Below are 13,604 nucleotides of genomic sequence, written 5' to 3'. Positions count from 1 at the left end.
CACTTTACTCCGATATGTTACCAACTGCGTAATATTTGTCACATAAGGAATGATAAGGATTTGCCATGATTATTAGTAATTAATAACCAGACACAATTTCAATGATTAGGAGTTGCGATGACGGCAGTGCTTGCTTTGTTTCGAGCCATGTTAGGTAGTCTAAGGGATCTCTTGCCGATCGTGGCGGTGATTGCTTTCTTCCAACTTGTCGTCCTGCAAGAACCACTCCCTCATCTTTTGTCTATTCTAACTGGCTTAGTGTTGGTGGTCTTTGGGCTGACTTTCTTTATCTTTGGCCTTGAAATGGGGTTGTTCCCGATTGGCGAATCGATGGCGCAAGCATTTGCCCGCAAGGGAAGTGTGTTTTGGTTATTGACCTTCGCTTTCTGTTTAGGCTTTGGTACCACCATTGCCGAACCCGCGTTAACCGCAGTGGCTGCTGAAGCAGCAGAAGTTGCAGCTGAAGGTGGTGTTATTCCCAACTCTTTAGATGAAAGGGAACAATATGCCGATGGCCTGCGCTTCACCGTGGCGTTATCGGTCGGTATTGCCATTCTATTAGGAGTTCTTCGGATCTTAAAAGGTTGGCCAATTCAGTACATGATCATCGGTGGTTATATTGGTGTGGTGGTGCTCACTGCATTTGCCCCGGAAAACATTATTGGGATTGCGTACGACTCTGGCGGTGTCACAACATCGACGATCACCGTTCCGTTAGTGACCGCATTAGGGGTGGGTTTAGCCTCGGCGATTAAAGGACGAAATCCTATGATTGATGGCTTTGGATTGATCGCGTTTGCTTCACTTCTGCCGATGATGTTTGTCATGGTGTACGGGATGGTGGTGACATGATCAGTGTGCAGCAATTTATCGACACCTTTCTAGGCACTGTAATGGATGTGATTCCGATTGCGGTGATCATCTTTGGTTTTCAGTTAGCGGTACTGCGTAAGCCTGTCAATAACCTTGCCAAAGTGCTAATCGGTTTCTTTTACGTCATTCTTGGCTTATCACTCTTTTTGATGGGGTTGGAGCTCGCATTATTCCCTCTAGGGGAGACGATGGCAATGCAACTCACCGAACCAAGCTTTTTGACTGAGTTTAAGATCAGCTCTGGTCTTTCATTGGCTTGGTTTGATTATTACTGGGTTTACCTGTTTGCGTTTTGTATTGGTTTTAGTACCACGATAGCCGAGCCTTCTTTGATTGCTGTAGCGATTAAGGCAAACCAAGTATCCGGTGGCAGTATCAGTGTTAACGGACTGAGAATCGCCGTGGCATTAGGCGTTGCCATCGGTATCTCATTGGGTAGCTACCGTATTGTTGCGGGCGATCCTATCCATTACTACATTATTTGTGGCTATGTCATTGTGGTGATTCAAACCTTTTACGCCCCCAAATTGATCATTCCATTGGCCTACGATTCAGGCGGGGTTACGACATCTACCGTGACTGTGCCTTTAGTGACGGCTCTTGGATTAGGGCTTGCTTCAACTGTACCGGGACGAAATCCAGTAATAGACGGTTTCGGCTTAATCGCCTTTGCGAGTTTGTTCCCCATCATTTCGGTGATGAGCTATGCCCAAATAACCCAATGGTTAAACCGTTTACACACCTCTAAGGAGAGCAAAGATGCGCTTTAAACTTATCCTAGCGTTTGTAGAAGAGAGCAAAACCGACATTGTGCTCGATGCCGCGCGTGATGCGGGCGCAACCGGAGCAACCGTGATTAATAATGCCAGAGGGCAGGGCTTAAACCAAAAGCGCACCTTCTTCGGATTAACATTAGAGGTGCAAAAAGATGTGCTGCTGTTTGTCGTTGAGGAGCATCTAGCAAGGCATATTCTTGAAAGAATTAGTGAAGTGGGGGAGTTTGACCAAGAATCGGGGCAGGGTATTGCAGTACAGATAGATGTGGAAGATGCAGTCGGCGTTGCGCATCAAGTTGAGACGTTAACAAAGGTTGTGGAGGATGAGCTATGAGTACCAGTGAAAAGATCCGAGTAGGCGATGTCATGGCCAATACGTATGTGATTATCGATGGGCTAACTACGGTGTTAGAAGCGATAGAGATGGCTAAAAAGCACAAAGTGAAGGCAATCATTGTCGATAAACGCCACGAGGATGACGAGTACGGTATCGTGTTGATGAATGATATAGCAAAGAAAGTGTTGGCTAAAAATCGATCTCCGAAGCGAACCAATGTTTATGAAATCATGACCAAGCCAGCGCTAAGCGTGTCTGCTGAGATGAACGTAAAGTATTGCGCTCGCCTGTTTGAACGCTTTGGTATCAGTCGCGCGCCAGTAGTTCGTGATAACAAGATAGTCGGTATGGTTAGTTACAATAATATCGTGATCAACGGAATGGCGAGAGATGACGTGTAGCATTTAGATACGTACAATAGGCTCATAAATTTTATGGAGAAGTACGTGTGAAATTATTTTTTGCTTCAGACCTACACGGTTCGCTGCCCGCAACAGAAAAGGTATTAGAACTCTACCAAGCGTCTGGTGCGCAATATTTAGTGCTATTGGGTGACATTCTGAATCATGGGCCAAGAAATCCGATTCCAGAAGGATACAATCCACCGGCGGTTGCAGAGAAGTTGAATGCGTTTTCTCAAGAGATCATCGCCGTTCGTGGTAACTGCGACAGTGAAGTGGATCAAATGCTGTTGTCTTTTCCAATGATGATGGATTACTCATGGGTGTTATTGGAATCAGGTCAGCGTATCTTTCTAACCCATGGTCATTTGTATAACACCACTAAACGACCAGCACTAAAAGCGGGTGATATTATTGCCCATGGGCATACCCATATTCCAGTTGCCGAATACCAAGATGATATCTTTATCTTTAACCCTAGTTCGGTGACATTCCCACGAGATGGTCACGCAGCGAGCCATGGCATCTATGAAAATAATACCTTTAAAGTCATTAGCCTTGAAGGTGACGTAATTGTGAGTGGCGAGCTTTAAATAAACTCAATCGGCGGCGTTAGAAAAGGCTTACTTTGAGTCTACGTGGCCTAGGTCCCTGTCTGGAGCAATGATGTTTCGCACTCTTTGCTTCAGAACTTTCGCTTCTGGAAAACCTTCATCCGCTTTTCTTTCCCAAATCTGCACACCATTACAAAAGATTTCGAACCTGCCTCCGGTGTCTGGATGCAAGCTCACTTGTTCAATTTCTTCGCTAAAGGTATGCAGCAGCTCTTGGCATAACCAACTAGAACGAAGCATCCAATTACACTGACGGCAATAGTGTATTGCGATTGTCGCTTTTGTTGCTGTCTCTTTAGCTGGCGTCAGATTTGGTTGATCCGTATTCATAGTTAATCCTTAAAATGCTACATCCGTAATTTGATACCAACGGCTAACAAAAAAAGGGGCATCATGCCCCTTATCTATTGGTTTACCGTTTAATGGTATTCAGCTATTTTTATACAAAAATAACTGCAGAGTTTTAGTTGGAACCAGTTTTAGTTTGAGAACAAAACGGTAGAACCGTGATTTAAGCTAGTGAGCAGCAGTGCTTTCTGATTAATAATATCAATGCGTCGGCTTTGCTCTGCATCCATCTTAATCACTTGAGTGATCAGCTCTAGTTGTTCTTCCGAAAAGTCTTGGCGCTCAGCCGAAGTTACATCTTTAAACTCCGTTGGCGAAATCAGTAAATAGTTATCGTTAATATCCCACTGACCTGTTTCTGATATGTTGATCACATTCGCAGGTGCAGTTTGAGTGCTGTACAGCCTAACCACTGACATTCTCAGGTACGTACCATTTGGTAGGTATTTCGCATTCGATGACAATTCAACTTTACGAAGCGGGCCGATTGCATCAGCTTGCTTGTTGTCGCTAATCAGAGTCACCATTTTCGATTGCCACTCATGCTGAGTGAGCAAGCGCTCTACTTTTGCATCGCTGCCCCAATATAACCAACCACTTAAGAACGCAGATAGAACCAGTAAAATAATCGATACTTTTAATTTCATGTTACTGACCACCGTTACAAATGTCGTTTACATCCGACTGGTTTGCGTAAATTCTTAGGGTTACGTTTTCGCTAGAGTAATCTTGCGGGTGAATGTAGTTGAGGGCAAGGTTGTTGGTTTGTCCACCTGTTGCAATCACCTCTGTTGGCTTCAACATGCCAGTGTGATTAGTGTTGTAGCGCAATACACACTTCTCTATCGCAGGTAGCCAACTACTGAGATCAGGATGATTGATTGGGGTTTGGATCTTTACACCATCCACTTCAGTTAATGTTCTGAACTCGGATTCTGCGGGGTTAGTAAACGTTAAAACCAGAATTGGCATGATGAAAGCCGCAAGCAATAACGAAAACGCTAACCACTTATTGGTGCTTTTAACCGGGGTAGCAGTTGGTGTTGTTGCTGGTTCCACTTCAACTTTGGTTTCTTGAAACTTTGTAATTGACTCGGGCTCGACAGCTTCAGTCATTGCTTCTTCGGTCATTGTAGGCGTTGCAAACGTTAAGATAGGTTCTACGTCATTTTCTGCAATTTCAGCCGCTGCTGGCTGATCATTTGATGAAAGTGGTGCAGAGCGTTCAACGGTTGCAATAAATTGGTAACCGCGTTTAGGTACCGTTTTTACGAATTCTGGAGATTTGGTTGAGTCCTTGAGCATCTTTCTCAGGGTCGAAACTGCTTGCGTTAAGCTTGAGTCATCAACCTCAAAGCCTTGATCTCGCCAAACATACTCGTGCAATTCATTACGAGTGATAACTTCATTGGGTCTTTCTGACAGCATCAGGAGAATGCGGCTTTCATTGCTGCCAAGGCGCACAACTTCGCCGTCGCTCATTTGGTCAACAAGTGAATTGCTATTTGGATCGAATACGAACCGCTGTGCGAGAATAAACTTTGTGCCGATATTGCTCATTGAATTCTTCTATTTTGGATGATTTTGAGTGCGAAATAGACAAATCTCAGGTGAAGTTCCGTTAATTCTTCACCAAATCATGGCTTCTTTTATGTTCTTTTATATTTATCAGGCTCAAGGATAATAAAAACAGATCAAAAAAACAGTGTTTTTATGATTTTTGACCTTGAATTTACATTTGTCATCCTCATGTTAATGAACATAAGAGTGGCATCAAGTGTTACGCCCCTATGGTATTCAACATAAAGTATAGATGTTTTGGAGTAAAAATGAGCGAAACAGCAACGCAAAATAAAGAGACTCGTGGCTTTCAATCTGAAGTAAAACAACTACTTCACCTAATGATTCACTCACTGTATTCAAATAAAGAAATCTTCCTACGTGAGCTGATCTCTAACGCATCTGACGCGGCTGATAAGCTTCGTTTCCAAGCCTTGTCAAACGGTGACTTTTACCAAGGTGATGCAGACCTAGGCGTAAAATTATCTTTTAGCGCTGAAACCAATACTTTAACGATTTCTGATAACGGCATCGGCATGAGCCGCGACAACGTTATTGAGCATTTAGGTACGATTGCTAAATCGGGTACTGCAGACTTTTTCTCAAAGCTGTCTGAAGACCAAAGCAAAGACTCTCAATTGATTGGTCAATTTGGTGTTGGTTTCTATTCTGCATTCATCGTTGCAGACGCGGTAACGGTTCGCACACGTGCAGCAGGTCTAGCGAGTAATGAAGCTGTTCAGTGGCACTCTGCAGGGGAAGGTGATTACACCATCGAAGACATCACTAAAGAGTCTCGTGGTACTGATATCATTCTTCATATGCGCGAAGACGGTAAAGAATTCCTAAATGAATGGCGTCTGCGTGAAGTCATTGGTAAATACTCTGATCACATCGGTATCCCTGTTTCTATCTTAACTGCGGTTAAAGATGACGAAGGTAAAGACACCGAAGAGAAACATTGGGAACAGATTAACAAGGCTCAAGCGCTTTGGACTCGTAACAAGTCTGATATCGAGAAAGAAGAGTATCAAGAGTTTTACAAGCACGTATCTCACGACTTTGCTGATCCACTAACGTGGAGCCATAACAAAGTTGAAGGTAAGAACGACTACACAAGCCTACTTTACATCCCAGCTAAAGCACCTTGGGATATGATGAATCGTGACCATAAGAGCGGCCTTAAGCTTTATGTACAGCGAGTATTCATCATGGATGATGCAGAGCAGTTCATGCCATCTTACATGCGTTTCGTTCGAGGCTTGATTGACTCAAACGATCTACCACTGAACGTGTCTCGTGAAATCCTGCAAGATAATAAGGTAACTCAGTCTCTTCGTGGCGCATGTACCAAGCGTGTCCTGACAATGCTTGAGCGCATGGCGAAGAATGACAATGATAAGTACCTAGAGTTTTGGAAAGAGTTTGGCCTTGTACTGAAAGAAGGCCCAGCGGAAGACATGGCGAACAAAGAAAAAATCGCTGGTTTACTTCGCTTCTCGTCAACGGAAGTAGATTCTGTTGAGCAAACCATCAGCCTCGCTTCTTACGTTGAACGCATGAAGGAAGGTCAAGACAAGATCTATTACCTAACAGCAGATAACTACGCTGCCGCTAAGAACAGCCCGCATTTGGAGCAGTTCAAAGCAAAAGGTATCGAAGTGGTTCTAATGTACGATCGTATTGATGAGTACGTAATGAACTACCTGACTGATTTTGATGGTAAGCAGTTCCAATCGATCACCAAAGCGGGCTTAGACTTAAGCAAGTTCGAAGGTGAAGAAGAGAAAGAGAAGCAAAAAGAGGCAGAAGAAGAGTTCAAATCTGTTGTTGAGCGCACTCAATCTTACCTAGGTGATCGTGTTAAAGAAGTTCGTACCACTTTCAAGCTAGCGACAACGCCAGCAGTTGTAGTCACTGACGACTTCGAAATGGGCACGCAAATGGCTAAGCTTCTTGAAGCTGCGGGTCAAGCGGCACCAGAAGTTAAGTACATCTTTGAGATTAACCCTGAGCACGCACTGGTGAAACAGATGGCTGACGAAGCGGACGAACAAGCATTCGGCCGTTGGGTTGAGTTACTACTTGGCCAAGCTATGCTGGCTGAAAAAGGCTCAATGGAAGATCCGTCACAATTCTTAGGTGCAATCAACGAGCTACTAACAAAACGTTAGTCTTTCGACTTTGGGCTAAGCCTATAATTATAAATAAAAGCTCGCGAATGCGGGCTTTTTTTATGAACGTCGCTTAAATTCATCGAAATGTAGCTAAAGTCGCTAACAAGACGAAAGCAAACGCTGTCGATACATTCTTTAGTCTTAATTTCAGCCAAATTGAATATTAATGTGATAGAATGCTCGACCTAATCAGCTGGTACTATGAACCTATCGTCTCCAGTTGTATGATTTTTAAACGTTATACCGAAACTTACCGTTTTGCTTCTGTTTACAGTTGTGCTTAGCCTCAGTTGTTACCTAACCTCTCTTGTTTGACCTCAATTAAACCAGAAAGGCGGGATAGTGAGCTTCGGTATAAATCATAATTTTTATAAGAGGATTAAACATGCGCATCATTCTTCTAGGTGCTCCTGGCGCGGGTAAAGGTACTCAAGCTAACTTCATCATGAACAAATTTGGTATCCCTCAAATTTCAACTGGTGACATGCTACGTGCTGCTATCAAAGCGGGTACTGAGCTTGGTAAGCAAGCAAAATCAGTAATCGACGCTGGTCAGCTAGTTTCTGATGAAATTATCCTTGGTCTAATCAAAGAGCGTATCGCTCAAGATGACTGTGAGAAAGGTTTCCTACTAGACGGTTTCCCACGCACAATCCCACAAGCGGATGGCCTAAAAGAAATGGGCATAGCTGTTGATTACGTTGTTGAATTCGACGTAGCTGACGATGTGATTGTTGAGCGTATGGCTGGTCGTCGTGCTCACCTTCCTTCTGGTCGTACATACCACAGTGTGTACAACCCACCTAAAGAAGAAGGTAAAGATGACATCACTGGCGAAGAGCTTGTTGTACGTGATGACGACAAAGAAGAAACAGTTCGTGCACGTCTAGGCGTATACCACGATCAAACGGCTCCGCTTATTTCTTACTACGGTAAGGAAGCAGAAGCAGGTAACACTAAGTACCTTAAATTTGATGGTACTAAGCAAGTTGCTGAAGTTAGTGCAGAACTTGAGAAAGCACTAGCATAATTGGCTAACAGCCAGTTTTAGAATTTGATATATTGGAAGCGACCGTTAAGGTCGCTTTTTTTGTTTCAATTTTTAGTAATATACCAATCTAGATAAATCGATTGTGCACTGTTTCCGCGGTACGGCTTAGATTCGCGAGGCTAACGCTCAAGGTGATATTGTGATAACCCAGGTTAAGAACGATTATTCTTAAATTTAGTGGCACAACAATGATCTTAAACTTATGCCGATTAGTATATTACGTTCCAGAAAATCACACATTGGTCTCAGGTATCTATGGAAAATAATAAAAAGCAGGGCGTTTTACTGGTGAACTTAGGAACACCAGATTCGGCGACCCCGGCTGGCGTTCGTCGATTTTTGAGTGAATTCTTACACGATAAGCGAGTCGTAAATCTAACGCGTTGGCTTTGGTGTCCTATTTTACATGGGGTGATCTTACCGATTAGAGCACCGAAAGTGGCTAAACTGTATCAGTCTGTTTGGATGGATGAAGGCTCACCACTGCTTGTATATTCTCAAAGACAAGCCGACAAGCTCCAGAAAAAATTAGGGATGCCCGTAGCGCTGGGTATGACCTATGGCAACCCAAGCCTTAAGACGGGGGTTGAGCAACTGATGGAGCAGGGTGTTGAAGATATTATCGTCCTGCCTTTATATCCTCAGTACTCAGGTACAACCACAGCGGCCGTTTCTGATGGTTTAACTAAAGCCTTCAAACAAATGCCTGTCATCCCGAGCTATCGCTTTATTCGAGATTATTACTCTCACCCTAGCTATGCGAAAGCACTGGCTGAAAGTGTTCGTAGCCATTGGGAAGAAAATGGCAGAGGCGATCACTTGGTGTGTTCATTCCACGGTATTCCGAAAAGGTTAGCCGATGAAGGCGATATCTACCCTCAGCATTGTGAAGCGACGACAAAATTACTTGCTGCTGAGTTAGGTTTATCCTCGGAAGACATCACCATGACATACCAATCTCGATTTGGTCGAGAAGAGTGGTTGAAGCCTTACACTGACGAGACACTTGAATCACTGCCGAGTAAGGGCATCAAGAAGATTGATATCATGGCTCCTGCGTTCTCGGTTGACTGTTTGGAAACGTTAGAAGAGATTTCTGACCAGTGTAAAGAGACGTTCATTGATGCTGGTGGCTCAGACTTTAGCTACATTATGTGTCTTAACGACAGAGACTCACACATCGATATGATGGCTGAGCTAGTGGCGCTTCATCGCTAACTGATATGCCAATTGAATAAATAACAAAAGGGCTGCTCATTGAGCAGCCCTTTTTGATCTTGATGTTTTTTCTTGAAATCGATCTAGCTATTAAGCGACCGAAGTTTCTGCTTTTGGTTCTGCTTCAAGAGTCATGTTGGTTTCTACACCATGCATCCATGATACAAGCTTGCCAGCACAAAGAAGCAGTAAGACGCCACTTATTGTCGCTGTAATTGCGATACCACCGAAGATAGACATTGCGCCAAGCTCACCAACGTGAGAACCCACAAGGCCAGCTACGTAGTTTGCGACAGCATTGAAACCAAACCATGCACCCATCATTAACGATGCTAGACGAAGCGGAGCTAACTTAGTGACCAACGACAGGCCAATAGGAGATAGACAAAGCTCACCAAGGGTATGGAAGAAGAAAGCACCGACTAGCCATAGCATTGATGTTTTCACTGTTAGGTCGCCGCCTTGCTCCATTACTGCACCCATCATGCACACAAAGCCTAGTGCTAAGAAAAACAACGCCATCGCAAATTTCACTGGCGAGTTTGGTTCACGCTTACCAAGCTTGACCCAAAATGCAGCAATGATTGGTGCAAGTGTAATGATGAAGAATGGGTTCAGAGATTGGAACCAAGCTGCAGGAACTTCAAAGCCACCAATCATACGATCCGTATATTGTTGAGTGTAGATGTTCATCAAACCGCCAGCTTGTTCAAAGCCAGCCCAGAAAACGATTACGAACAGACCCATAACAAGAATAACTTTTAGTCTGTCGAACTCTTCTTTGGTCAGTGGTGTTTTCTCTTTCGATTTGTTCAGCGCTTTCGCTCGTGCAGCTGCAGGTACTGAGCCAATGTTGCCTAACCATGACTGAGCCATCGTCAATTGCATAACTAAGCTAATAACCATACCGATACCAGCGGCTAGGAAGCCAGCTTTCCAGCCGAATGACTCGACTGCAGCACCTGAAATTAAGCCACCCAGTAGCGCGCCTAAGTTGATGCCCATGTAGAAAATGGTGAAAGCGCCGTCACGTCGGTTATCGCCTTCTTGGTATAGGTCGCCAACCATGGTCGAGATGTTTGGTTTAAACATACCGTTACCACTGATAAGCAGTGCTAAACCTAGATAAAGAGCATTTACTTGGTCTAAGCCAATAGCGCCGTTAGGAAGAGCAAGCGTAAATTGGCCTAATGCCATTAATACACCGCCCACTAGGATCGATTTACGTTGTCCTAAGTAGTTATCGGCAAGCCAGCCGCCGATTAATGGCGTGATATAGACTAAACCAGTATAGATACCATAAAGATCGAGGGCATCTTTTGTTGACCAACCAAGGCCACCATTGATAGTGGTATCGGTAAGAAATAAAACAAGGATCGCACGCATCGCATAGTAGGAGAAACGTTCCCATAGCTCTGTGCTAAAAAGTAGAAATAGGCCTCTAGGGTGGCCAAAGATGTTGTGATTGCTTGGCATAAGTTTTACTAATTTTAGGTATTAAAAGATTTTATAGTTCCTTATGTATACAGAGTGGAATAACCATCTGCAATAGGTGTCTTTTATGGTCACGATAACTATTTTTTTATAAGCTCATGAAAATATGGGGTTTTATTGTGAATGTTGCCCAGATAATGCGTGCTGCAAACTAATTTTCCAGTTTTGAGTTGAGCGCATAGTGTTCTTTTTAAAAGAATTATCGAATGCTAACCGTCGAATTGATTGGTTTGTCGGATGGTTTCTAGATTTAAATGGTATTGCGTTCTTTTTGTGTGTAGCATACATAGCCTTATAATAATGCGTCTTTTTATCTGTAAATGTTCCCTGTACAATGCTTAACCACTTTTTGTCCCTATGGCTTTTTGTTGATAAGTTGGCCTGTTACGCATAATTTATTGCTTATCAGGATTCATTTTATTAACGGTGATTAACGGTTTTAGGCTTGTGGTAATATGTCCCAAAATAGAAAATGGCTAGTAAAATGAAACGTTGGTATTTACTTTACTGTAAGCGTGGTGATCAAAAACGCGCTCAACAGCACCTAGAAAACCAGGGGGTAGAGTGCTTTTATCCTCAAATCGATGTCAAGAAGGTCGTGAGAGGGAAAGAGAAGCAGGTCAAAGAACCGCTGTTCCCGTCTTATATCTTTGTTCGCTTTGATTATGAACAAGGCCCTAGTTTTACGACAGTTCGTTCGACTCGTGGCGTTGTCGACTTTATTAAGTTTGGCGCAAGGCCACATGAAGTCCAAGGCGACTTAGTGTATGAACTGAAAGAGTTTGAGAAGTGTTGCGAAGATGAACCTGAAGAGTGCTGTGTTGAGTTTGAATCAGGGCAAGTGGTCAAGATCAATAGTGGTCAGTTTGCTGGGGTTGAAGCTATTTTCCATCAGAAAGATGGTGAAGCTCGATCTATTATGCTGGTAAAAATGATCAGCAAAGTGGTTCCGATCAGTATTGAGAACGAAGCACTACAAGCTCACGCATAAGTGCAGTAATACAAAGCAAAAAATAGGCTTAAAACAAAAAGGCGCATAATGCGCCTTTTTTAGTCTTTAGGGTTTGTTCAAAACGCGCTAAGCGTTGTAAGCATCGTTGTGAACGGCTTGTACTGCACGGCCTGATGGGTCGACACAGTTTTTGAATGACTCATCCCATTCAATCGCTTTCGCTGATGAACAAGCAACTGAAGGACCACCAGGTACACATTCTGCCGCTGATTCTAGAGGGAATAGCTCCTCAAAAATTTCACGGTAAGCATAACCTTCTTTGGTTGTTGGCGTGTTGTAAGGGAAACGGAACTTCGCAGCTTCCATTTGTTGATCCGTTACTTTTTCTTCAGCCGTTGCTTTTAATGTGTCAATCCAATCGTAGCCAACACCATCAGAGAACTGCTCTTTTTGACGCCATGCAATTGAATCTGGTAGGTAGTCTTCAAAACACTCACGTAGAATGTGTTTCTCCATTTTACCGTTACCACACATCTTATCTTCAGGGTTCAAACGCATTGCTACATCGATGAACTCTTTGTCCAAGAATGGAACACGACCTTCAACACCCCATGCTGCAAGAGATTTGTTGGCGCGAGCACAGTCAAACATGCTTAGAGCAAGAAGTTTACGCACGGTTTCTTCGTGGAACTCTTTTGCGTTTGGCGCTTTATGGAAGTACAGGTAGCCACCAAAGATCTCATCAGCACCTTCACCAGACAGTACCATTTTGATACCCATTGCCTTGATCTTACGAGCAAGCAAGTACATCGGCGTTGAAGCACGAATCGTCGTTACATCGTAAGTTTCAATGTGATAGATAACATCACGGATTGCATCTAAGCCTTCCTGAATGGTGTAAGTCATCTCGTGGTGTACGGTACCAATCTTATCAGCAACTTCACGAGCAGCGATAAGGTCAGGCGCGTTTTCTAGACCTACTGCGAATGAGTGTAGTTGTGGCCACCAAGCTTCTGATTGCTCATCGTCTTCGATACGCATTGCAGCAAAACGTTTAGCTACTGCTGAAGTGATTGAAGAATCAAGACCACCAGATAGAAGTACACCATAAGGTACATCTGTCATTAGTTGACGTTTAACTGCAGCTTCTAGCGCTTCAGTCAGTTCTTCTTTACTTGTGCTGTTACCTTGTACCGCAGCGTATTCATTCCAATCGCGGATGTAGTAGCGTTGAGGCTCTGCATCTTTCGAAGAATAGAAGCTACCAGGAGGGAACTCACTGATCGTCTTGCATACTTCAACGAGTGCTTTCATCTCTGAAGCAACGTAGTAGTTGCCGTGCTCGTCGTAGCCTTGGTAAAGCGGGATGATACCAATATGGTCACGGCCGACTAGGTACTCGTCTTTCTCTTCGTCGTATAAAACGAATGCGAAAATACCGTTAAGTTCTTCTAAAAGGTCCGCGCCCATTTCTTGGTATAACGCTAGGATAACTTCACAGTCAGAATCAGTCTGGAACTGGTATTTATCTTCATAGCGTGCACGAAGTTCTTTGTGGTTATAAATTTCGCCGTTCACTGCAAGAATGTGCTTTTTATCTTGGCTGTATAGTGGTTGTGCACCACTGTTAAGACCAACGATAGCCAAACGCTCGTGAGCAAGAATTGCTTTTTCACCAGCATAGATACCAGACCAGTCTGGGCCACGGTGACGAAGCTTTTTAGACATTTCTAAAGCAATAGGGCGAAGTGCTGCGGCATCACTTTTAATGTCGAGAATGCCAAATACTGAACACATAGAACT

Annotated in this window: 14 protein-coding genes; 9 read left to right on the top strand and 5 right to left on the bottom strand. The window is 43.6% G+C overall.

All coding sequences use genetic code 11. From position 1 onward, the window contains the following. The first annotated feature begins 117 nt into the window (after positions 1-117). Genes L3V36_RS14865 through yfcE form a run of 5 tightly spaced genes read left to right on the top strand, consistent with a single transcriptional unit; the run spans position 118 to position 2,980 of the window. Entirely contained in the window at positions 118-852 is a 735-nt protein-coding gene (locus L3V36_RS14865) for a DUF1538 domain-containing protein (protein ID WP_065606319.1), read from the top strand. After that, entirely contained in the window at positions 849-1,643 is a 795-nt protein-coding gene (locus L3V36_RS14860; protein WP_017090179.1) for a DUF1538 domain-containing protein, read from the top strand. Before L3V36_RS14865 ends, L3V36_RS14860 begins: the two co-directional genes overlap by 4 nt. Then, positions 1,633-1,983 (top strand): P-II family nitrogen regulator, encoded by a 351-nt coding sequence (locus tag L3V36_RS14855; RefSeq protein WP_004734245.1) that lies wholly within the window; start codon positions 1,633-1,635, stop codon positions 1,981-1,983. The genes L3V36_RS14860 and L3V36_RS14855 overlap by 11 nt, the downstream gene beginning before the upstream one ends. Further along, positions 1,980-2,387 carry a CBS domain-containing protein gene (locus tag L3V36_RS14850; protein WP_017062206.1) on the top strand — a complete coding sequence of 136 codons (408 nt, stop codon included), beginning with the start codon at positions 1,980-1,982 and terminating at the stop codon, positions 2,385-2,387. The genes L3V36_RS14855 and L3V36_RS14850 overlap by 4 nt, the downstream gene beginning before the upstream one ends. A 47-nt stretch (positions 2,388-2,434) precedes the next feature. Further along, entirely contained in the window at positions 2,435-2,980 is a 546-nt protein-coding gene (gene yfcE, locus L3V36_RS14845; RefSeq protein ID WP_004734243.1) for a phosphodiesterase, read from the top strand. A 30-nt stretch (positions 2,981-3,010) separates the two neighbouring features. Here yfcE and L3V36_RS14840 read toward each other — a convergent pair whose 3' ends face one another. From L3V36_RS14840 to L3V36_RS14830, 3 genes are all read right to left on the bottom strand, one after another. Beyond that, on the bottom strand, positions 3,011-3,331 hold the full coding sequence (locus tag L3V36_RS14840; RefSeq protein WP_004734242.1) for a SelT/SelW/SelH family protein: 321 nt from the start codon (positions 3,329-3,331) through the stop codon (positions 3,011-3,013). Positions 3,332-3,480: 149 nt separating this feature from the next. Next, on the bottom strand, positions 3,481-3,996 hold the full coding sequence (locus L3V36_RS14835; protein ID WP_029222673.1) for a regulatory protein ToxS: 516 nt from the start codon (positions 3,994-3,996) through the stop codon (positions 3,481-3,483). Position 3,997: 1 nt separating this feature from the next. Further along, on the bottom strand, positions 3,998-4,909 hold the full coding sequence (locus L3V36_RS14830) for a transcriptional regulator (protein ID WP_054547641.1): 912 nt from the start codon (positions 4,907-4,909) through the stop codon (positions 3,998-4,000). A gap of 269 nt (positions 4,910-5,178) precedes the next feature. Between L3V36_RS14830 and htpG the strand changes: the two genes are divergently transcribed. The 3 genes from htpG to hemH all read left to right on the top strand — a co-directional run bounded on the left by htpG (position 5,179) and on the right by hemH (position 9,355). Then, entirely contained in the window at positions 5,179-7,083 is a 1,905-nt protein-coding gene (gene htpG / locus L3V36_RS14825) for a molecular chaperone HtpG (RefSeq protein WP_102448535.1), read from the top strand. 388 nt (positions 7,084-7,471) lie between these two features. After that, on the top strand, positions 7,472-8,116 hold the full coding sequence (gene adk, locus L3V36_RS14820) for an adenylate kinase (RefSeq protein ID WP_004734238.1): 645 nt from the start codon (positions 7,472-7,474) through the stop codon (positions 8,114-8,116). A gap of 276 nt (positions 8,117-8,392) precedes the next feature. Then, entirely contained in the window at positions 8,393-9,355 is a 963-nt protein-coding gene (gene hemH / locus L3V36_RS14815; RefSeq protein WP_102448536.1) for a ferrochelatase, read from the top strand. A 90-nt stretch (positions 9,356-9,445) separates the two neighbouring features. On the opposite strand, the gene L3V36_RS14810 is transcribed toward hemH, so the two are convergent. Next, a complete protein-coding gene (locus L3V36_RS14810; RefSeq protein WP_102453297.1) occupies positions 9,446-10,831 on the bottom strand; it encodes a peptide MFS transporter in 1,386 nt (461 codons plus the stop codon). Between the two features lie 502 nt (positions 10,832-11,333). On the opposite strand from L3V36_RS14810, the gene rfaH reads away from it, so the two are divergent. Then, the gene (gene rfaH / locus L3V36_RS14805) at positions 11,334-11,840 is read left to right on the top strand and encodes a transcription/translation regulatory transformer protein RfaH (protein WP_004734235.1); all 507 of its coding nucleotides are present in this window, start codon (positions 11,334-11,336) and stop codon (positions 11,838-11,840) included. A gap of 87 nt (positions 11,841-11,927) precedes the next feature. Here rfaH and asnB read toward each other — a convergent pair whose 3' ends face one another. Further along, the gene (gene asnB, locus L3V36_RS14800; protein WP_017079461.1) at positions 11,928-13,598 is read right to left on the bottom strand and encodes an asparagine synthase B; all 1,671 of its coding nucleotides are present in this window, start codon (positions 13,596-13,598) and stop codon (positions 11,928-11,930) included. Between the last annotated feature and the right edge of the window lie 6 nt (positions 13,599-13,604).

This window comes from Vibrio sp. G-C-1 (assembly GCF_021728015.1).
In the GTDB taxonomy this organism is placed as follows: Bacteria; Pseudomonadota; Gammaproteobacteria; order Enterobacterales; family Vibrionaceae; genus Vibrio; species Vibrio splendidus.
This window is presented reverse-complemented; position numbering and strand designations above follow the sequence as displayed.

Bases quoted from the DNA above. Each gene is read 5' to 3' on its own strand.
- L3V36_RS14835 (WP_029222673.1), bottom strand. From the start codon at position 3,996: ATGAAATTAAAAGTATCGATTATTTTACTGGTTCTATCTGCGTTCTTA.
- L3V36_RS14840 (WP_004734242.1), bottom strand. From the start codon at position 3,331: ATGAATACGGATCAACCAAATCTGACGCCAGCTAAAGAGACAGCAACA.
- rfaH (WP_004734235.1), top strand. From the start codon at position 11,334: ATGAAACGTTGGTATTTACTTTACTGTAAGCGTGGTGATCAAAAACGC.
- adk (WP_004734238.1), top strand. From the start codon at position 7,472: ATGCGCATCATTCTTCTAGGTGCTCCTGGCGCGGGTAAAGGTACTCAA.
- htpG (WP_102448535.1), top strand. From the start codon at position 5,179: ATGAGCGAAACAGCAACGCAAAATAAAGAGACTCGTGGCTTTCAATCT.
- L3V36_RS14860 (WP_017090179.1), top strand. From the start codon at position 849: ATGATCAGTGTGCAGCAATTTATCGACACCTTTCTAGGCACTGTAATG.
- L3V36_RS14865 (WP_065606319.1), top strand. From the start codon at position 118: ATGACGGCAGTGCTTGCTTTGTTTCGAGCCATGTTAGGTAGTCTAAGG.
- L3V36_RS14830 (WP_054547641.1), bottom strand. From the start codon at position 4,909: ATGAGCAATATCGGCACAAAGTTTATTCTCGCACAGCGGTTCGTATTC.
- asnB (WP_017079461.1), bottom strand. From the start codon at position 13,598: ATGTGTTCAGTATTTGGCATTCTCGACATTAAAAGTGATGCCGCAGCA.
- L3V36_RS14850 (WP_017062206.1), top strand. From the start codon at position 1,980: ATGAGTACCAGTGAAAAGATCCGAGTAGGCGATGTCATGGCCAATACG.
- hemH (WP_102448536.1), top strand. From the start codon at position 8,393: ATGGAAAATAATAAAAAGCAGGGCGTTTTACTGGTGAACTTAGGAACA.
- L3V36_RS14855 (WP_004734245.1), top strand. From the start codon at position 1,633: ATGCGCTTTAAACTTATCCTAGCGTTTGTAGAAGAGAGCAAAACCGAC.
- L3V36_RS14810 (WP_102453297.1), bottom strand. From the start codon at position 10,831: ATGCCAAGCAATCACAACATCTTTGGCCACCCTAGAGGCCTATTTCTA.